The organism is Sphingopyxis sp. 550B (genome assembly GCF_057401805.1).
In genome coordinates this window covers 2,511,371-2,529,008 of the sequence record NZ_CM171610.1, presented here as the reverse complement: position 1 = coordinate 2,529,008, position 17,638 = coordinate 2,511,371, and the positions used below count along the sequence as shown (strand labels likewise).

16 protein-coding genes and 2 tRNA genes are annotated in these 17,638 nt (G+C 66.2%); 11 read left to right on the top strand and 7 right to left on the bottom strand.

What is annotated here, in order from left to right; translation table 11 throughout:
* Position 1 precedes the first annotated feature (1 nt).
* Together AC2S9W_RS11815 and AC2S9W_RS11810 are read left to right on the top strand one after the other, a co-directional pair.
* Positions 2-640, top strand: a complete 639-nt coding sequence (locus tag AC2S9W_RS11815) for a hypothetical protein (RefSeq protein ID WP_424538173.1) — start codon at positions 2-4, stop codon at positions 638-640.
* A gap of 724 nt (positions 641-1,364) precedes the next feature.
* Positions 1,365-2,168, top strand: coding sequence for an enoyl-CoA hydratase-related protein (locus AC2S9W_RS11810; RefSeq protein ID WP_067184262.1), 804 nt, complete (start codon positions 1,365-1,367; stop codon positions 2,166-2,168).
* 195 nt (positions 2,169-2,363) lie between these two features.
* On the opposite strand, the gene AC2S9W_RS11805 is transcribed toward AC2S9W_RS11810, so the two are convergent.
* Both AC2S9W_RS11805 and AC2S9W_RS11800 read right to left on the bottom strand, forming a co-directional pair.
* On the bottom strand, positions 2,364-3,077 hold the full coding sequence (locus AC2S9W_RS11805; protein WP_067184265.1) for a COG3904 family protein: 714 nt from the start codon (positions 3,075-3,077) through the stop codon (positions 2,364-2,366).
* Complete coding sequence (locus AC2S9W_RS11800; RefSeq protein WP_486570881.1) at positions 3,061-3,618, bottom strand: hypothetical protein; 558 nt, start codon at positions 3,616-3,618, stop codon at positions 3,061-3,063. The genes AC2S9W_RS11805 and AC2S9W_RS11800 overlap by 17 nt, the downstream gene beginning before the upstream one ends.
* Before the next feature lie 149 nt (positions 3,619-3,767).
* Between AC2S9W_RS11800 and AC2S9W_RS11795 the strand changes: the two genes are divergently transcribed.
* A complete protein-coding gene (locus AC2S9W_RS11795) occupies positions 3,768-4,214 on the top strand; it encodes an RrF2 family transcriptional regulator (RefSeq protein ID WP_067107506.1) in 447 nt (148 codons plus the stop codon).
* Positions 4,215-4,289: 75 nt separating this feature from the next.
* On the opposite strand, the gene AC2S9W_RS11790 is transcribed toward AC2S9W_RS11795, so the two are convergent.
* Both AC2S9W_RS11790 and AC2S9W_RS11785 read right to left on the bottom strand, forming a co-directional pair.
* A tRNA-Ala gene (locus AC2S9W_RS11790) sits at positions 4,290-4,365 on the bottom strand.
* Positions 4,366-4,487: 122 nt separating this feature from the next.
* Positions 4,488-4,808, bottom strand: a complete 321-nt coding sequence (locus AC2S9W_RS11785) for an FYDLN acid domain-containing protein (RefSeq protein ID WP_067107503.1) — start codon at positions 4,806-4,808, stop codon at positions 4,488-4,490.
* 125 nt (positions 4,809-4,933) lie between these two features.
* Here AC2S9W_RS11785 and aroA point away from each other — a divergent pair, with 125 nt between their 5' ends.
* From aroA to AC2S9W_RS11765, 4 genes are all read left to right on the top strand, one after another.
* Positions 4,934-6,262, top strand: a complete 1,329-nt coding sequence (aroA, locus tag AC2S9W_RS11780; RefSeq protein WP_067184269.1) for a 3-phosphoshikimate 1-carboxyvinyltransferase — start codon at positions 4,934-4,936, stop codon at positions 6,260-6,262.
* Positions 6,259-6,888, top strand: a complete 630-nt coding sequence (gene cmk / locus AC2S9W_RS11775; RefSeq protein ID WP_067184272.1) for a (d)CMP kinase — start codon at positions 6,259-6,261, stop codon at positions 6,886-6,888. The genes aroA and cmk overlap by 4 nt, the downstream gene beginning before the upstream one ends.
* Before the next feature lie 545 nt (positions 6,889-7,433).
* Positions 7,434-9,143, top strand: a complete 1,710-nt coding sequence (rpsA, locus tag AC2S9W_RS11770; RefSeq protein ID WP_067107495.1) for a 30S ribosomal protein S1 — start codon at positions 7,434-7,436, stop codon at positions 9,141-9,143.
* A 201-nt stretch (positions 9,144-9,344) separates the two neighbouring features.
* On the top strand, positions 9,345-9,623 hold the full coding sequence (locus AC2S9W_RS11765; RefSeq protein WP_067107492.1) for an integration host factor subunit beta: 279 nt from the start codon (positions 9,345-9,347) through the stop codon (positions 9,621-9,623).
* Between the two features lie 38 nt (positions 9,624-9,661).
* Here AC2S9W_RS11765 and AC2S9W_RS11760 read toward each other — a convergent pair whose 3' ends face one another.
* Together AC2S9W_RS11760 and AC2S9W_RS11755 are read right to left on the bottom strand one after the other, a co-directional pair.
* Positions 9,662-10,429, bottom strand: a complete 768-nt coding sequence (locus tag AC2S9W_RS11760; protein ID WP_067184276.1) for an ABC transporter permease — start codon at positions 10,427-10,429, stop codon at positions 9,662-9,664.
* Positions 10,426-11,385 carry an ABC transporter ATP-binding protein gene (locus AC2S9W_RS11755; RefSeq protein ID WP_076075705.1) on the bottom strand — a complete coding sequence of 320 codons (960 nt, stop codon included), beginning with the start codon at positions 11,383-11,385 and terminating at the stop codon, positions 10,426-10,428. The genes AC2S9W_RS11760 and AC2S9W_RS11755 overlap by 4 nt, the downstream gene beginning before the upstream one ends.
* Positions 11,386-11,475: 90 nt before the next feature.
* On the opposite strand from AC2S9W_RS11755, the gene AC2S9W_RS11750 reads away from it, so the two are divergent.
* From AC2S9W_RS11750 to AC2S9W_RS11735, 4 genes are all read left to right on the top strand, one after another.
* Positions 11,476-11,562 (top strand) — tRNA-Leu (locus AC2S9W_RS11750).
* A 17-nt stretch (positions 11,563-11,579) separates the two neighbouring features.
* Positions 11,580-13,073: an ABC transporter substrate-binding protein gene (locus tag AC2S9W_RS11745; RefSeq protein ID WP_076075708.1), complete on the top strand. Its 1,494-nt coding sequence runs from the start codon at positions 11,580-11,582 to the stop codon at positions 13,071-13,073.
* 42 nt (positions 13,074-13,115) lie between these two features.
* Entirely contained in the window at positions 13,116-13,538 is a 423-nt protein-coding gene (locus AC2S9W_RS11740; protein ID WP_076075710.1) for a DUF4112 domain-containing protein, read from the top strand.
* 98 nt (positions 13,539-13,636) lie between these two features.
* The gene (locus tag AC2S9W_RS11735; RefSeq protein ID WP_076077904.1) at positions 13,637-15,748 is read left to right on the top strand and encodes a prolyl oligopeptidase family serine peptidase; all 2,112 of its coding nucleotides are present in this window, start codon (positions 13,637-13,639) and stop codon (positions 15,746-15,748) included.
* A 63-nt stretch (positions 15,749-15,811) separates the two neighbouring features.
* Here AC2S9W_RS11735 and AC2S9W_RS11730 read toward each other — a convergent pair whose 3' ends face one another.
* Positions 15,812-17,581, bottom strand: a complete 1,770-nt coding sequence (locus AC2S9W_RS11730; RefSeq protein WP_083675097.1) for a tetratricopeptide repeat protein — start codon at positions 17,579-17,581, stop codon at positions 15,812-15,814.
* Positions 17,582-17,638 lie beyond the last annotated feature (57 nt).

Sequence of the window (17,638 nt, the reverse complement as noted above, 5' to 3'; positions counted from 1 at the left end):
AATGCGAAACTCCCTTTTTGCCCTCGCGCTGATCGGCGCGCCCGTCGCCGCGCAGGATTCACCGTTCATCGGCGAATACGGCCTTGCCGAAGGCCCCGACGTTGGCGGCGGCCTGCTGATAAGGAACGACGGGCGTTTCCAATATGGGCTCGCTGCGGGCGCGCTCGACGAACGCGCCGAGGGGCGCTGGGAAGCGCGCGGGGCCATGATCTGCCTGACCACCGACCCCAAGCCGGTGCCGCCGACGATGTCGAAAGGCACGACCGGCGAGATCGACGGCGCGGTGCCCACCATCCTCGTCACCTGGCCGAACGGCCGGACCATCGCAGGCGTCGATTTCACGATCGGTTTCGACAGCGGCGCGCCGATCGACGGCTACACCCAATATGACGGCTGGACGATGCCCGACGACGACCCGCGCATCCCGCGCTGGATCGAGGTGCGCGAGCCGATTTACGGCATCACCGCGCCGCGCTTCGACCTGACCGGAGCCGACGGCGGCAAGCTGCGCGTGATCATCGAACCCAACGACATCGGCGTCGTCGATTTCGAGGGTGCGTGCGCTGAGCGCACCGAGCGCGGCCTGACATTGCATCGCGCCGAGGGCACCATGCGGTTCGTGCGGGTGGGTGACGAATAGGGCCTATCGACATATGGCGAATCACCCGCGACATTTTATTTCAAAGTATACGAAAGTCACACGACGTCCCCCTCCATTTCGTCTCCTGAGCCGGGCTGAAGCCGTGGCGGAAGGGAGGAGAGAGGGCGAACGGAGCGGCGCATCGCGAAAGGGCTATCATGCCCCGATATTAGGAAAGCGCTGCGGTTCCGGGAGTAGCGCCCGCCCTTCACCTTCGTCATGCTGAACTTGTTTCAGCATCCATGGCCGGGACTCGAAATCGGCGCCGCGCCGAAGGAAACGGCAGACCATGGACCCTGAAACAGGTTGGGATATGTACCCTTCAGGCAAGTAGGGAGCTGTTCCCCGGCGAAAGCCGGGGTCCACGCGGGGCAGCGTTGTGCCATCTGAACCCCGGCTTTCGCCGGGGAACAGTGACTTGTCGAAAAGGGATAATTGCCAAACCGGTTCAGGGTGACGAGAAAAGGAATATCGCGCTTCGGCCGATACCTGGCATTCCACGAAATTTGCGCAGAGGCGCAAAGATCGCAGAGATGAAGCGCGCGCGCCTCTGCGATCTTTGCGCCTCTGCGCGAATCCGATTCAAGGTTGGCGCCCATGACCGCTATCGGTCGTTTCCAGCCGTCGCCATCCGATCTCCCCTCCCCCTTGCACTCGCCCCACAAATGGGTCACATCCTTACGTGAACGTAAAGGTAAAGCAGCCCCGAGAGGATTTCTTCCCCATGACCGACCTTCCGACCTTCGACACGATCAAGCTTGCCGTCGCCGACGATGTCGCGACCATCACGCTGAACCGGCCTGAGCGGCTGAACTCGATGCCACCGGCGATGGCCGACGATATTCGCGCGGCGCTCGACTGGATGGGCGTGCTCGGCGCGCGGGCGCTGCTGATCACCGGCGAAGGGCGCGGCTTCTGTTCGGGCGCCGACCTGGCAGGCGACCGCAGCGCGTCGGCGGTCGGCGGCGGCGCTAACAGTCGCAAGGCGCTGCGCAACCATTACAATCCGATGCTGCTCGCGCTCGCGAACCTCGACATTCCCGTCGTCACCGCGGTCAACGGCCCCGCCGCCGGCGTCGGATGCAGCTTCGCGTTGTCGGGCGACTTCACCCTCGCGGGCAAGAGCGCCTATTTCCTCCAGGCCTTCGTCAACATCGGACTCATCCCCGACGGCGGATCGTCGTGGCTGCTGCCGCGGCTGATCGGCCTACCGCGCGCCACGCAGATGATGATGCTGGGCGAAAAGATTCCGGCCGAGCAGGCGGCAGACTGGGGCCTGATCTACAAGGCGGTCGCGGACGACGCCCTGATGGCCGAAGCCCAGGCACTGGCGAAGCGCCTTGCGAGCGGCCCGACGGTCGCGCTCGGCACGATGCGCCAGGTGCTGCGCGGCGGGCTGACCCAAAGCTATTCCGATACGCTCGATGCGGAGGCGATGGGCCAGTATCGCGCCGGCAACAGCGCCGATGCGGTCGAAGGCGTCGCGGCCTTCCTTCAGAAGCGCAAGGCCGCGTTCAAGGGGCAGTAAGCCCTTCACCACCGAATCCGGCATTGTCGTCATTGCGAGCGCAGCGAAGCAATCCAGAGCGGTTTACGCACACTCTGGGTTGCTTTCCTCGGATCAGGTCCGGGGCAGCAATGACGGAGAAGTGAAAGATTCCGGACGCTTCATCGTGATGCCGCCTGATACTTCGGCGGGATAACGTCCGTTGCGACGCCCCCGTCACTCGACCGCGTAGGTCACGCCATATTTCAGCGCCTCCTCCAGCGTCAGGCAGCGGCGGGTCGACTTGTCCGCCCCGCTGCCCTTGACCGCCTTTTGCCGATACATCACCTCGGTCAGCAATTTGCGCGACACGCCCATCCGGATCAGGAAGTCATTGTCCTCGCTCGCCAGCAGCGCGCTGTCCTGTTCGACGTCGCCGATCAGTTCGGTGGTCGCATCGGTGCCCATCGCCACGCTCTGGTCGATCGCGGCGCGGTCGCCGGTGCTGGTGAACATGTGGACGATGAACTCGCCGCCGGGTTCGATGATTCGCGGGGCGCCGCCCATGAACACGAAGTTGCAGGCGCTGAAGCAGGCCCAGCCGCTGGGGATGCGCGTGCCGAGACCGGTGTTCGACCGGATGATGCGCCCCGCCGCATTGCCCGCGCGCGCGTCGCCGCCGGGCGAACGCAGCCAGATCTCGCTGACGTCGGGGTTGGCCTTCAGCGCCGCGGCGAGGCGTTCGGGCAGGCCCGGATCGACCCGCCCTTCGGCCAGCATGACCTTCATCCGACCACGCGTCTCGACGGTCAGCGTCATCGTCGCATTGGTCGACCAGTTGGGATTGAGCGGACAGGTGGGGTTCAGTGGGTCACGCTCGGTCGCCGCGGTCAGCGAGGTCAGCGCCAGTGCCCCCGCCAGCACGCGGGACAGGTCAGGCAGCCAGGACATAGCGCGCGTCGTCCGGCCCCTTGCACATCCGCTTCGTGACGCGCGTCTCTTCCCCGTCGACGATGATGAAATCGTTGACGGTCATACACTTGCGGCCGCCGTCCTCCTGATTGATCGACGCGACGGTCGACGAACCGCTGACATTCTCGCGCGTTTCGCTGGTCCAGTTCGACGTCGCGCCCACCGCCTCGCCGCGCGTGACCTCTTCGGTCGCCTGCGCCGCCTGCACCTGTTCGGCGGGATCGAGCCGGCAGGCGATCGCATCTGTCAGCGTCCCGCTAACCTCCGCGATCGGCACATAGCTGTAGACGCCGGCCCTGCTCGCCGCGTCGCCGACGGCATCGCGGATCACTCCGCCCAATATGCTGCGCCCGACGCCGCTGCCCTTCTTGCCCTTGGGACAACCGCCATTGTCGTCGCTGCTCGGGCTCGGTGCCGGCGTTGTCACCTTGCGCAGCAGGCCGCCGAACTGTGCCTGGGCCGGCGCAGCGACCAGCATGCACGCCGCGAGAACCGCCGGGCCTTCGAATAGCTTCCGCATCGCCCTAATTCCTTGTCGCGCCCGAAACGGGCAAACTGCGCGATCCCACTGGCGTCGATTCATGCCACCCACTGTGATTTTCATCAACCTTTCCCGAATCTCATCCAGACAGGTTGAATTAAGCTGGAATATGTCACAGTAACGCCGCCATGCTCTCGCAAAAGACCCGCTACACGATCCGCGCCTTTCAGCATCTTGCCGACCATTGGGGCAAGGGGCAGGTGCAGCTTGCGGATATTGCAGACGCGCAGAACATCCCGCCCAAATTCCTGACCGTCATCCTGTCCGAGATGGCGCGCGAGGGGCTGCTGATCTCGCAGCGGGGGCGCGATGGCGGCTACCAGCTCGCGCTGCCGCCGGTCGACATCAGCTATGGCGACCTCGTCCGGCTGACGCGCGGATCGCTAGCGCTCGTGCCCTGCGCGGCGCGCAACGCGCACGAGCATTGCAAGAACTGCCTGCCCGAAAGTGAATGCCGGCTGCGCAGCCTGATGCTGCGGGTGCGCGACGACACCGCCTCGATCCTCGACCGCATCACGCTCGCCGATCCGATCATGCTGGAACCGCTATTCGAGAAAGAGGAACTCGCGCTCTGACGTCCCCTGTCAGTTTCGCAAGAAAAAGACCCGCATGCTGTCGCATCGGGCCGTTTCCGGGTCGGGTTGTCGAAATGGTGGAGCCTACCGGGATCGAACCGGTGACCTCTACAATGCCATTGTAGCGCTCTCCCAGCTGAGCTAAGGCCCCGCGCCATTTCGGACGATCGCTCTGGGTGATGCGATCGGGACGCCGCCTTTACCAGCGCGTGTCCCATATGCAAGGGGCCAAATGCATCGCGCGATGCTTTTTTGGCCCCATGCGTCCGATTGTCAGTTTTCGTCGTCCTCGTCGTCGCCGGTCGCGACGCCCAGATCGTCGTCGCCGCCCAGATCGACGTCATTGTCGGGCGAATCGCTGTCCTCGTCGACATCGACGTCCAGATCCAGATCGTCGTCGGCCGCCTCTTCCTTGGCCTTGCCGGGCTTCTCGACTTCCTCGAACGGCATCGGCTGCTTCGATTTCAGCACCGATTCCGGAATCCAGGCATAGCCGCAGTTGATGCAGGTGACCGGGTCGTCGTTGGTCAGATCGTAGAATCGCGTCGCGCATTTCGGGCAGCTTCGCTTCGCGCCCCATTCAGCCTTTACCATAGAAGCCTCGTAACCCTTTGAAGGAATAAGATAAATTTCGGAGAAAGGGCGGCACCGGAACAGCCACCCGCCAAATCGGCGTGCGCCTTGCCAGATTGTTTGCCCGCTGTCAAAAGCCGCACGCCATGACAGACCCCAACCCCAGCCCGCGCGCCTTTTCCGCTTCCGCTCCGCTGAAAGGTAAGATCGCGATTCTCGGCGACAAGAGCATTTCGCACCGGGCGCTGATGCTGTCAGCGCTGGCGGTCGGCACGAGCCGCGTCACGGGGCTACTCGAAGGGCATGACGTGCTCGCGACGGCGGCGGCGATGCGCGCGATGGGCGCGAGCATCGAGCGGACGGGCGACGGCGAATGGGTAATCGACGGCGTAGGCGTAGGCGGCCTGCTCCAGCCGCGCGAAGCGCTTGAAATGGGGAACAGCGGCACCTCGACGCGCCTCCTGATGGGCCTTGTCGCGAGCCATCCGATCACCGTCACCTTCACGGGCGACGCCAGCTTGTCGAGCCGCCCGATGGGACGCGTCATCGACCCGCTGTCGCAGATGGGCGCGGACATATCGGCCTCGCCCGGCGGGCGCCTGCCGCTGATGGTCCGCGGCCTCGCGCCGGCGATCCCCCTCGCCTACCGCCTGCCGATGGCGTCGGCGCAGGTGAAGAGCGCGGTGCTGCTCGCGGGACTGAACACGCCGGGCATCACCGAGGTGATCGAGCCCATCCCGACGCGCGACCATAGCGAGCGGATGCTGAAGGGCTTCGGCGCCGACCTGAACGTCGAGACCGACGGCGACGGCACCCGCCGCATCCACATCCGCGGCGAGGCCGAGCTTCGGCCGCAGACGATCGCCGTCCCCGGCGACCCCTCGTCGGCGGCCTTCTTCATCGTCGCGGCGCTGATCGTGCCCGGATCGGACGTCGTCATCGCCAATGTCGGCCTCAACCCCACGCGCGCCGGGCTGGTCGAGGTGCTGCAGGCAATGGGCGGCGATATCGAACTGCTCGACCCGCGCGAAGTCGGCGGCGAGCCGGTCGCCGACCTGCACGTCCGTCACAGCGCGCTGAAGGGGATCGAGGTCGATCCCGCCATCGCGCCGAGCATGATCGACGAATATCCGATCCTGTTCGTCGCCGCCGCGCTTGCCGAAGGGCGCACCGTCACCACCGGCCTCGACGAACTGCGCGTCAAGGAGAGCGACCGGCTGGCGGTGATGGCCGCCGGTCTCACCGCCATCGGCGCGCAGGTCGAGGAAAGCGCGGACGGGCTGGCAATCGACGGCACCGGCGGCGACCCGCTGCCCGGCGGCGCGACCATCGCCGGCCACCTCGACCACCGCATCTGCATGAGCTTCGCGGTCGCGGGCCTCGTCGGCAAGGCACCGGTGACGATCGACGATATGGGCCCGGTCGCGACCAGCTTTCCCAATTTCGAGGCGCTGCTCGAAAGCCTGCAGGCATGATCGTCGCCGTCGATGGTCCCACCGCTTCGGGCAAGGGGACAATCGCGCGCGCGCTGGCGGCGCATTTCGGGCTGCCGGTGCTCGACACGGGGCTTCTCTATCGCGCCGTCGGCTATCAGACGCAGCTCGACCATGGCGATCCCGACGATGCGGACGATGCGCTCGCCGCGTGCGATTTTCCCGACAGTCTGCTGAACGATCCGGCGCTGCGCTATGAAAGCACCGGCAGCCTCGCGAGCCGTGTGTCGATCCATCCCGCGGTGCGGGCGGCGCTGTTCCAGCGGCAGGTCGATTTCGCCAACCAGCCGGGCGGCGCGGTGCTCGACGGACGCGACATCGGCACGGTGATCGCGCCGCACGCCGACGCCAAGCTGTTCGTGACCGCCACGCCAGAGGAGCGGGCGCGGCGGCGCCATGCAGAGATGCTGGGGCGCGGCGTCGAAGTCACCTATGACGCGGTGCTCGCCGACATCCATGCCCGCGACGCGCGCGACACCGGGCGCACCGACGCACCGCTGCGCCGCGCGGCGGATGCACTGCTGCTCGACAATACGACGCTGGACCGGGATGCGGGCATCATGGCAGCGATCGCATTTGTCGAGGATAAAGTCGGGAAGCGGGGCTGAAAGAAGATATTCGCGCAGAGGCGCAGAGATCGCAGAGGGTAAAGTGAAAAGGATTCACGCGGAGGCGCGGAGAGATGGCGCTTGCCGCGAAGCGGCTTTCTTCTGCAACCTATCTGGAACCGCGATGCGGGGGAGCAAGAAGGGCCTATCGGCCCAAACCATAATCTCCGCGCCTCCGCGTCTCCGCGTGAACCAAAATCCTCTGCGATCTCTGCGCCTCTGCGCGAATATCATCTGCTCCACCATTCAAGGCTCAGCCGTCTCGACCGGCACGCCCTTTTTCCTTGCCGAAAACCGCCTCCCCGCTTATATGCGCGCCGTCCGACGGGCGGTTTGCCGGTCGAGGCACGGATGAACCGTCGCTCCCACCGGAGCGTCGGGCGTGACGGGGCACCCTCGTCGCGCCCTTTTTGCTTTGCCCGTGGCTCACCTTGCGAGGCGCCCCGACGACGTCCTGTTTCGCATTCGGCGGGCAGGACGGTTCGGCCACAAGACCAGCGGACCCAACCGCTTGGCCGGAAACATGTGAAGTAAGGAAATCATCTATGGCCTCTACGGCTTTTCCGACGCGCGACGATTTCGCCGCGATGCTCGATGAATCGCTGGGCGGCGCCGACGGCGGCTTTGAAGGCCGCGTCGTCAAGGGCACCGTGACCGCGATCGAAAACGACCTGGCAGTGATCGACATCGGCCTGAAGAGCGAAGGCCGCGTGGCGCTTCGCGAATTCGCGATGCCGGGCCAGAAGGCCGACCTGAAGGTCGGCGACGAGGTCGAAGTCTATGTCGACCGCGTCGAGAACGCCAATGGCGAAACCATGCTGTCCCGCGACCGTGCTCGCCGCGAAGCCGCCTGGGACCGGCTGGAAGAAGAATTCAACAAGGAAGCCCGCGTCGAGGGTGTCATCTTTGGCCGCGTCAAGGGCGGCTTCACCGTCGACCTCGGCGGCGCGGTGGCCTTCCTTCCGGGTTCGCAGGTCGATATCCGCCCCGTGCGCGACGTCGGCCCGCTGATGGACCTGCCGCAGCCCTTCCAGATCCTGAAGATGGACCGTCGCCGCGGCAACATCGTCGTGTCGCGCCGCGCGATCCTCGAGGAAACGCGCGCCGAACAGCGTTCGGGCCTGATCCAGAACCTGGAAGAAGGTCAGATCATCGAAGGCGCGGTCAAGAACATCACCGATTACGGTGCGTTCGTCGACCTCGGCGGCATCGACGGCCTGCTCCATGTCACCGACATGAGCTACAAGCGCGTCAACCACCCGAGCGAGGTGATCAATATCGGCGACACGGTGAAGGTGCAGATCATCCGCATCAACCGCGACACGCAGCGCATCAGCCTAGGCATGAAGCAGCTTGAGGCCGATCCGTGGGAAGGCGTCGCCGCCAAATATCCGGTCGGCGCCAAACTGAAGGGCACCGTCACCAACATCACCGACTATGGCGCGTTCGTCGAGCTGGAGCCGGGCATCGAAGGGCTGGTCCACGTCAGCGAGATGTCGTGGGTCAAGAAGAACGTCCACCCCGGCAAGATCGTTTCGACGAGTCAGGAAGTCGACGTCATCGTCCTGGAAGTCGACAGCGACAAGCGCCGCATTTCGCTGGGCCTCAAGCAAGCGCAGTCGAACCCCTGGGGTGCCTTCGCCGAAGCGCATCCGATCGGTTCGGTCGTCGAAGGCGAAGTCAAGAACGCGACCGAGTTCGGCCTGTTCGTCGGTCTGCCCGGCGACGTCGACGGCATGGTCCATATGTCGGACATCGCCTGGGGCATCTCGGGCGAGGAAGCGCTGCATCTCCACCGCAAGGGCGAGCAGGTGCAGGTCGTCGTTCTCGACGTCGACGTCGAGAAGGAACGCATCAGCCTCGGCATCAAGCAGCTTGAAAAGGGTGCTCCGGCGGTCGGCGCCGGCGCCGGCTCCGGCTCGCTTAAGAAGAACGAGACCGTCACCGTCACCGTGCTCGAAGTCCGCGACAACGGGCTGGAAGTGCAGGCCGGCGACGACGGCGCGACGGGCTTCATCAAGCGCGCCGACCTGGGCCGCGACCGCGACGAGCAGCGCCCCGAGCGCTATCAGGTCGGGCAGAAGTTCGACGCGATGGTCACCGGCTTCGACCGTTCGAAGAAGCCGACCTTCTCGGTCAAGGCGCTGCAGATCGCCGAAGAGAAGCAGGCCGTCGCGCAGTACGGCTCGTCGGACTCGGGTGCGTCGCTCGGCGACATCCTCGGCGAGGCGCTGAAGGCCGGCAAGAAGGACTGATTTCCTCCTTTCGCGCCAGAGCGAAGAAAAGGCCCGCAGAGTGTCCCTCTGCGGGCCTTTTTCTTTCGGCGATAGATTTTGACGGGATAGCGATTCGTGATAATCTCGGCGCCGCGTCGGGAGGGGTCCTACGCATCGTCGCCGGCAACGGCCGGATAACCCGCGTCCGCGGGATGCGCGTGGCACATTTAGGGGAAGCAGATGATCCGGTCAGAACTGGTTCAGAAGATCGCGAGCGAAAACAGCGATTTGCGCCTGGAGGAGGTCGAGAGGATCGTCGACGCCTTCTTCGATTCCATCATCGAGCAGCTCGCTGCGGGCGGACGGGTGGAATTGCGTGGTTTCGGCGCCTTTTCGACGCGCGCGCGCGAATCGCGAACGGGGCGCAATCCCCGCACCGGGACGCCGGTCGCGGTCAAGGCGAAGAACGTCCCCTATTTCAAGCCCGGCAAGGAAATGCGCGAACGGTTGAACGACTGAGGGGGTCACATCTTACGGCGGTTGGCGATGTGCTTGCCTCAATTCTTGAGCCGATATCCCGTCCGGAACACCCAGAAGATCACCGCAAGGCACAGCGCGAGAAAGATCGCGACCGCGCCCATGCTGACGCCGATGCCGACATCGCCGCGGTCGAAGAAGGTCCAGCGGAAGCCGCTTATCAGATAGACGACCGGGTTGAACAAGGTCAGCGCGCGCCACGCGGCCGGCAGCATGTCGATCGAATAGAAGGCGCCGCCGAGGAAGGTCAGCGGGTAGACGACAAGCAGCGGGATGACCTGCAACTGCTCGAAGCTTTGCGCCCAGATGCCGATGATGAAGCCGAACAGGCAGAAGGTCACCGCCATCAGCACCATGAAGGCGGCCATCAGCAACGGATGCGCAACCTGGACATCGACGAACAGGTGCGCGGTCGCGAAGATGATCGCACCGATGATAACCGACTTCGTCGCCGCCGCCCCGACATAGGCGATCAGCAGTTCGAGCGGCGACATGGGCGACGAGAGCATCTCGTAGATCGTCCCCGTCCATTTGGGCATGTAGATGCCGAAGCTGGCGTTGCTGATGCTTTCGGTGAACATCGTCAGCATCATCAGCCCCGGCACGATGAAGGCGCCATAGGGCACGTCGCCGACCGCGCTCATCCGGCTGCCGATCGCCGAGCCGAAGACGACGAAATAGAGCGTCGTAGTGATCACCGGGAGCAGCAGGCTGGTCCAGAAGGTGCGCCCGAAGCGCGCCATTTCGAACCCGTAGATGGCGCGGATGCCGCGGAAATTCCCGATCATGCCGTGGCCCCCTGCGCGCCCGCGTCGTCGCTTTTCGATTCGTGGACCAGCCCGACGAAAATCTCCTCGAGCGAGCTTTGCCGTGTGTGGAGGTCGCGAAAGGGAATGCCAAGATCGCTCAACCGCCGCAGCAGCGACGGGACGCCGGTCGCCTCGGCCTGGCTGTCGAATTCATAGACGAGTTCGTGCCCCTCGCCCGCGAGTTCGAGCGACCAGTCGTCGAGCCCGGCGGGAAGGGCGGCCAGCGGCTCCGACAGGTTGAGCGTCAGCGTCTTGCGGCCCAGCTTCTTGATCAGCGCGTCCTTGTCCTCGACGAGGATGAGCTTGCCCTTGCTGATCACCCCGACGCGGTCGGCCATCTCTTCAGCCTCCTCGATATAATGGGTAGTCAGGATGATGGTGACGCCGCGGTCGCGCAGGCCGCGCACCATGTTCCACATGTCGCGGCGCAGTTCGACATCGACGCCCGCGGTCGGTTCGTCGAGAAAGAGGATTTCGGGTTCGTGGGACAGCGCCTTGGCGATCATCACGCGGCGCTTCATGCCGCCCGACAGTTCGAGAATCTTCGCGTTCCGCTTGTCCCACAGCGACAGGTCACGCAGCAGTTGCTCGATGAACGCCGGATCGCGCGGCTTGCCGAACAGCCCGCGCGAGAAGCTGACCGTCGTGATGACCTTTTCGAACGCGTCGGTATGAAGTTCCTGCGGCACCAGCCCGATCATCGACCGCGCGGCACGATAGTCGCGCTGGTGATCGTGCCCGCCGACGGTCACCGCCCCCTCGCTCGGCGTCACGATGCCGCAGACGATGCCGATCAGCGTCGTCTTTCCCGCGCCGTTCGGTCCCAGCAGCGCGAAGATCTCGCCTTTGTCGATCGTCAGGTCGACGCCGCTCAGCGCGCGGTGGCCGCTCTTGTAGGTTTTGCCGAGGTTGGAAATCTGGAGCACGGCCGTCATCGCGCCGGTCTAGCCGACCCCGTTCGCCGGGTGAAGCGGCAAAGATCGCTTGACCTCCCCTCCCCCTTCGGCTTGACCGGCGCACGGCACGCGGACGTGGCGGAATCGGTAGACGCAGCAGACTTAAAATCTGCTATCCATCTGGGTGTGCGGGTTCGAGTCCCGCCGTCCGCACCAGCGAGGAGAGGCAGGTCATGAAGGCTGGCGGCAACGGCGCGCGGTTCGTCCCGGCCGGGCTTCTGGCCCTTTTGCTTGCCGGTTGCGGGCTGTTCGGCGAGCGCGGGCCGGTCCGCGTCGCGGCGATCGGGCCGCTCAATCCCGCCGCCAATCCGGCGAACGGCGAATTGTCGGCCGCCAATGCCGCACTGCTCGATGCGACCGCGCAGGGGCTGGTCAGCTATGATGGAGAGGGGCAGATCGACGTCGGCCTCGCCGAGCGCTGGACGGTGACCGGCGACGGGCTCAGTTATATCTTCCGCATCCGCGAGGCGAAATGGAGCAACGGCCGCAAGGTGACGGCCGAACGCGTCGCCGCGATCCTGCGCACCTATCTGTCGCCGCGCAGCCGACATGTCCTGCGCGACGATTTCCCCGAGATCGAGACGATCAAGGCGATGACCGACAGCGTCATCGAAATCCGCCTCGCCGCGCCGCAGCCCGCGATTCTCGAACTGCTCGCCCAACCGTCGATGGCGATCGTCGACAAGGATATGGGCTGGGGACCGATGCGACCGAAACGGCATGGCCGCGCGATGCTGTTGTCGCCCGTTCCCGATCCGCTCGCGGAGGACCCCGAGGAGGCCGAAGAAGCCGCCAACGATCCCGCCGCCTCGATCGAACTCGTCGGAACGTCGCCCGCAGGCGCGCTGGCGCGGTTCAAGAACGGCTATGCCGACGCGGTGATCGGCGGGCGCTTTTCGACGCTGCCCTATTTCGTCGCGTCGAATATCGGGCGCTCGCGCCTTGTCGTCGATCCGGTTCCCGGCCTGTTCGGGCTGGCGTTCGTGCGCGCCGAGGGATTTCTGGCCACCGACGCCAACCGCGAGGCGCTGGTGCGCGCGATCCGGCGGCAGCGGCTCGTCGATGCCTTCGGGCTCACCGAATGGCAGCCGCAGATGACGCTGCGCCCGGCGCTTTACCGTCGCGACGGCGGCCCGGCGCCGCTGCTGCCCGCGTGGGCCGATTTCGACGACGATTCGCGCCTGATCCAGGCGCGGCGCGTCGTCGACCGCTGGCGCGCGGCGCGCGGCGACATCGCGCCGCTGCGCATCGCCGTGCCCGATTCGCCCGGCGGGCGCATCCTCTTCGCCTATGTCGCCGCCGATTTCGCGGCGATCGGGGTGCCGAGCCGCCGCGTCGACGCCGACGCCGAAACCGACCTCAAGCTGATCGACGAGGTGACGCCCAACGACGATGCGCTGTGGCCGCTGCGCCGACTGTCGTGCCGCAGCGACACGCTGTGCAATCGCGAAGCGCAGGCGCTGATCGACCGTGCCGCGCTCAACGACGACCCCGCTCTGCGCGCGGCGCAGATCGCCGAGGCCGAGGCGGTTCTCGCCCGCTATGTCCCCTTCATCCCGCTCGCGACGCCGCTGCGCTGGTCGGTCGCGTCGCAGCGGACCACCGGACTGCGCGCCAACGCCCGCGCCCAGCACCCATTGAATCGCCTGATCGCCGCCCCCACCTGATCGGACGGCGCCCAGCTTCGGGCGCTTGCTGAAAGGACCCCGATGGCCCCTTCGTCCCCGAATACCGACGCGATCTTCGAGGCGCTGATCCCCAACCGGCGCGATCCGGCGGCGCTGCGCAAGCGCGTCGAGACGCTGGAAATCATTCTGGAACGCAGCTTCACCATCCCCGGTATCAACCGGCCGGTCGGGCTCGACGCGATCGTCGGCCTCGTTCCGGTGGTCGGCGACGCGATCACCGCGGTGATGGGCGCCTATATCATATGGGAGGCGCGCAACCTCGGCATGTCGAAATGGCAGATCTGGCGGATGATCGGCAATCTGAGCGTCGACACTGCGCTTGGCGCGATCCCGCTCGCGGGCGACGCCTTCGACCTGCTGTTCCGGTCGAACACGCGCAACCTGAAGATCATCAAGAAGCACCTCGACAAGCATCATCCGGGCACGGTCGTCATCGACCAGTAAGAGCGGTAACTGATCCGACGCATCGGTCGCCCCTTCCCTCGCGGTGTGTGATGATGCTAGCACAGCATCAGCCAAAGGATGCTTCAGGGGAGATGATGATGATCCGCGCCAGCCTTGCCGCGCTTGCCCTAGCCTGTTCGCTGTCCGCCGCCGCCCCGGCCGCGGCGGAAGAAGAGGATCGTTGGCTGTGGCTCGAGGAGATCGAGGGGGCGAAGGCGCTCGACTGGGTGAAGGCGGAAAATGCCGCCACCGACAAACTGATCCTGTCGCGCCCTGGCTTCGAGGCGGATCGCCGGCGCGCCCGTGCGATCCTCGACGACGAACGCCAGATCGCCATGCCCGACGAGGTGATCGGCGATGTCGTCACCAACCTGTGGCGCGATGCGAAGAATCCCCGCGGCCTGTGGCGCCAAAGCCCGCTCGACGCCTGGCTGGCGGGCAAGCCCGAATGGCAGGTGCTGATCGACGTCGACGCACTCGGCAAGGCGGAAGGAAAAAGCTGGGTCTGGCACGGGGCCGACTGCCTCGCCCCCGAATATCGCCGCTGCCTCGTCTCGCTGAGCCCCGGCGGCACCGATGCCGACGTCGTGCGCGAATGGGACCGCACGACCGGCCGCTTCGTCGACGGCGGCTTCGCGCTGCCGGAAGCAAAGAGCAATGTCGCGTGGGAGGATGCCGACACGCTGCTGGTCGCGACTGACTTTGGCGCGGGCAGCATGACGGCTTCGGGCTATCCGCGCATCGTCAAACGCTGGAAGCGCGGCACGCCGCTGTCCGATGCCGCCGTGGTGGCCGAGGGCGAGACGAGCGACGTCAGCATGGCGCCCTTCACGCTCGTCGACGGCGACCGGCTGTGGACGCTGATCCGGCGCGGCAAGAGCTTCTACACGACCGACTATCTGATCCCGAGCGCCGACGGATCGCGCTTCGTCACCGCGCCGATCCCCGACACCGCCGACCTGCGCGACGTGCTCGGCGGACAGGCGATCGTCTTCCTCAACAAGTCGGCGGGCGCGATCGCCGAAGGCTCACTGGTCGCGATGTCGCTTGCCGACATGGCAGTGGGGCGCCAGACGGCGATGGTGCCAGTGATGACCCCGACGCGCGCGCAGGCGATCGAGGAGGTCGCGGCGAGCGATAACCTGCTGTGGGTCAAGGCGCTCGACGATGTCGAGGGCAAGCTCTTCGCCGTGCGCCGCGATGCGGCGACGGGCGCCTGGTCACAGCGCGAGGTGCCGCTCGCGACCAATGCGACGGTCAACCTCGTGAGCACGATCGGCAAGCGTGATATCGCGCTGGCGACCAGCGAGACCATGCTCGACCCGCCGACGCTGTATGCCGTCGCCGAGACCGGCGCGGCGCAAACGGTGCAAAGCCTGCCCGCCACCTTCGATGCGGCGGGCATGACGGTCGAAAAGCGCTTCGCCACCTCGAAGGACGAAACGAAAATCCCTTATTTCCTCGTCCGCAAGACCGGTACGAAGGGGCCGGTCCCGGCGCTGGTCCATGCCTATGGCGGCTTTCGCGCGGCGCAGACGCCGGGCTATCTGACCGGCCAGCCCTATCGCGCAGGACCGCTGGGCCTGTTCTGGGTCGAGGACGGCAACGCCTATGTGCTCGCCAATATCCGCGGCGGCGGCGAATATGGCCCCGCCTGGCATCAGGCGGCGCTGCGCGAGAAGCGCCAGAACAGCTTCGATGACCTCCACGCGGTCGCCGAGGATCTGGTGAAGACCGGGGTCAGCGCAAAGGGTGGGATCGCGATTTCGGGCCGGTCGAACGGCGGCGTGCTGGTCGGCGCGGCGATGACGCAGCGTCCCGACCTGTATGGCGCGGTGATCTCCGGCTCGCCGCTCAAGGACATGAAGCGCTATTCGCACCTGCTCGCGGGCGCATCGTGGGTCGCCGAATATGGCGATCCCGACAAGGCGGAGGACTGGGCCTTCATGGCGCAATATTCGCCCTATCAGAATGTGCGCGACGGCGTCTCCTATCCGCCGATCTTCCTCTACCTGTCAACCAAGGACGACCGCGTCCACCCCGGCCACGCGCGCAAGTTCGCTGCGAAGCTGGAGGAATACGGCAACCGCGTCTATTACCACGAATATCTGGAGGGCGGTCATTCGGTCGGTGCCGATCACGCCGAGGATGCCGTGCGCGCGGCGATGCTCCACGCCTTTCTGCTGCGCGAACTGGAGGAGAGGAAATAGAGCCGGAAACGCCGCCTGGCGCGCTTTCCGGAACCGACTGCGCGCTGCGGAGGCGGACGCCAGCTACAGACGATCCATGCGAAGCCAGCGCCGGTCGCCGAGCCACGCCTTCGACAGCGCCCGGTCCGCGGCCGCGGCTTCGAGCCTGCGACCGCGCGCGGACTCGCTCCGACCGAGCCCGTAAAGCGCCCAGCCGTTGTTCGGCGTCCGCGCCAGCGCGCCGCGAAATGCCTCGCTCGCCTCGTCGTACCGCCGCGCCTGGAACAGCGCCGCGCCGAGCGATTGCCGGACCGGATAATACCAGAAGGTCGGCTCCTGATAGGGCAGGCCGTCCTCGATTTCGATCGCCTGCCGATAGAAAGCGATCGCCTCGTCATGGCGGCCGAGCGATGCCGCGAACCGGCCGCGCGCGACCCGTTCGGCCAGCATCACCAAATCCGTCGCGGGCAGGCCCTGCTCGATCAGGTCGGCCAGCGCGCCCGACGTGCGCAGCTTCGCCATCGCGGCCATTTCGCCTTCGAATCCGGCACGATCGCGCAGCGCGGCATAGGCGGCACCGCGCGCATAATGGCGCATCGCGGTCGGATAGGGCAGGCGCGCATCGGGCGCGACCATCGCCAATATGGCCTTCGGATCGGCGAACTGCGCCATCGCGAAATAGGGTGCCGCATCGATCGCCTGAATCCAGCCGATCCGCGCCGAGGTCGCGGGGTCGAGCACGCTGCGCAGGCGCCGGGCCTCGCGGACCGCGGTGCGCATGTCGCCCGCCATCTGCGCCGAGGTGACGATGAAGTGAACATTGTGCGGATAATAGCCATAGCGCACCAGACCGTCGTCGCCCGCGCTGCGGATAAAGGCTTCGTCCGCGCGCGCCGCGGCGACGTTGACGCGGATCGAATCGGCGTGCCGGCCGCGCAGCTGATAGATATGCCCCGGCATGTGGACGAGATGCGCGGCGCTCGGCGCCAGCGGTTTCGCCAGCCGGTCCGCCGCCGCCTCGGCCCGCTGCGGATCGCGCGCCTCCATCAGATGGATATAGAGGTGGTTCGCCTGGACATGGTCGGGGTTGCGGCGCAGCACGATTTCGATCAGCCGCACCGCTTCGCCAATGCGGCCCACCGGTGTTTTTCCGTCGGCTTCCCAATAGTTCCACGGCGTCGTATCCATCGCCGCCTCCGCCGCGAGCACCGCGACATCGTCGTCGCCCGGAAAAGCGCGCGCGACACCGAGCATCGCATCGGCGTAGCCGGCGTCGAGCGCGGCGCGATCCGCGCCGGCATCGCGCGAATAGCGATGCGCGACGGCTTCTATCAGCGCCCGCTCCATCGGCGACGCCGCGGCCCGCAGCACCATCGCCCGGTCCATGGCATCGAGCGCCGCCGTGCGGTCGCGCTCGTCCATCGGCGCGTTGATGTTCGGCCCCAGCGCCACCGCCTCGCCCCACCAGCAGAGCGCACAGTCCGGGTCGCGGCGCTGCGCCTCGCGGAAGGAACGCACTGCGCCGGCATGGTTGAAGCCGTAATTGAGGAGCAGGCCCTGGCTGAAATAACTTCGCGCCTGCGCATCGCGTGTCGAGACGGGAAATGGTGATGCGGCAAGATCGGGATAGAGCGGAATCGGCCGCACCTGGCTGGCGGGCGCCGCCATCGCCGCCGCGACGAGCAGATTCTGCGCCAGCGCCGACCCCGCGCGCTGCGCCCCGCAGTTCAGTCCGGCGAGCCGGCTCGGGTCGAGCGCGTCGAGCGCCGCGGTCGAAAAGCCCGGCAGGGGCGCGAAGCTGGCGAGCGAAAAGCCGATGCCGACGATCGCGGCCGCCTTGAACGGATGACGCATCCCGATCCCCTCCCCCCGAAGGTGAATATCGCAGCAATCTATCACGAAGGGGGGCCG

Bases quoted from the DNA above. Each gene is read 5' to 3' on its own strand.
- rpsA (WP_067107495.1), top strand. From the start codon at position 7,434: ATGGCCTCTACGGCTTTTCCGACGCGCGACGATTTCGCCGCGATGCTC.
- cmk (WP_067184272.1), top strand. From the start codon at position 6,259: ATGATCGTCGCCGTCGATGGTCCCACCGCTTCGGGCAAGGGGACAATC.
- AC2S9W_RS11805 (WP_067184265.1), bottom strand. From the start codon at position 3,077: ATGTCCTGGCTGCCTGACCTGTCCCGCGTGCTGGCGGGGGCACTGGCG.
- AC2S9W_RS11730 (WP_083675097.1), bottom strand. From the start codon at position 17,581: ATGCGTCATCCGTTCAAGGCGGCCGCGATCGTCGGCATCGGCTTTTCG.
- AC2S9W_RS11735 (WP_076077904.1), top strand. From the start codon at position 13,637: ATGATCCGCGCCAGCCTTGCCGCGCTTGCCCTAGCCTGTTCGCTGTCC.
- AC2S9W_RS11755 (WP_076075705.1), bottom strand. From the start codon at position 11,385: ATGACGGCCGTGCTCCAGATTTCCAACCTCGGCAAAACCTACAAGAGC.
- AC2S9W_RS11760 (WP_067184276.1), bottom strand. From the start codon at position 10,429: ATGATCGGGAATTTCCGCGGCATCCGCGCCATCTACGGGTTCGAAATG.
- AC2S9W_RS11785 (WP_067107503.1), bottom strand. From the start codon at position 4,808: ATGGTAAAGGCTGAATGGGGCGCGAAGCGAAGCTGCCCGAAATGCGCG.
- AC2S9W_RS11815 (WP_424538173.1), top strand. From the start codon at position 2: ATGCGAAACTCCCTTTTTGCCCTCGCGCTGATCGGCGCGCCCGTCGCC.
- AC2S9W_RS11800 (WP_486570881.1), bottom strand. From the start codon at position 3,618: ATGCGGAAGCTATTCGAAGGCCCGGCGGTTCTCGCGGCGTGCATGCTG.
- AC2S9W_RS11795 (WP_067107506.1), top strand. From the start codon at position 3,768: ATGCTCTCGCAAAAGACCCGCTACACGATCCGCGCCTTTCAGCATCTT.
- AC2S9W_RS11765 (WP_067107492.1), top strand. From the start codon at position 9,345: ATGATCCGGTCAGAACTGGTTCAGAAGATCGCGAGCGAAAACAGCGAT.
- AC2S9W_RS11745 (WP_076075708.1), top strand. From the start codon at position 11,580: ATGAAGGCTGGCGGCAACGGCGCGCGGTTCGTCCCGGCCGGGCTTCTG.
- AC2S9W_RS11740 (WP_076075710.1), top strand. From the start codon at position 13,116: ATGGCCCCTTCGTCCCCGAATACCGACGCGATCTTCGAGGCGCTGATC.
- AC2S9W_RS11810 (WP_067184262.1), top strand. From the start codon at position 1,365: ATGACCGACCTTCCGACCTTCGACACGATCAAGCTTGCCGTCGCCGAC.
- aroA (WP_067184269.1), top strand. From the start codon at position 4,934: ATGACAGACCCCAACCCCAGCCCGCGCGCCTTTTCCGCTTCCGCTCCG.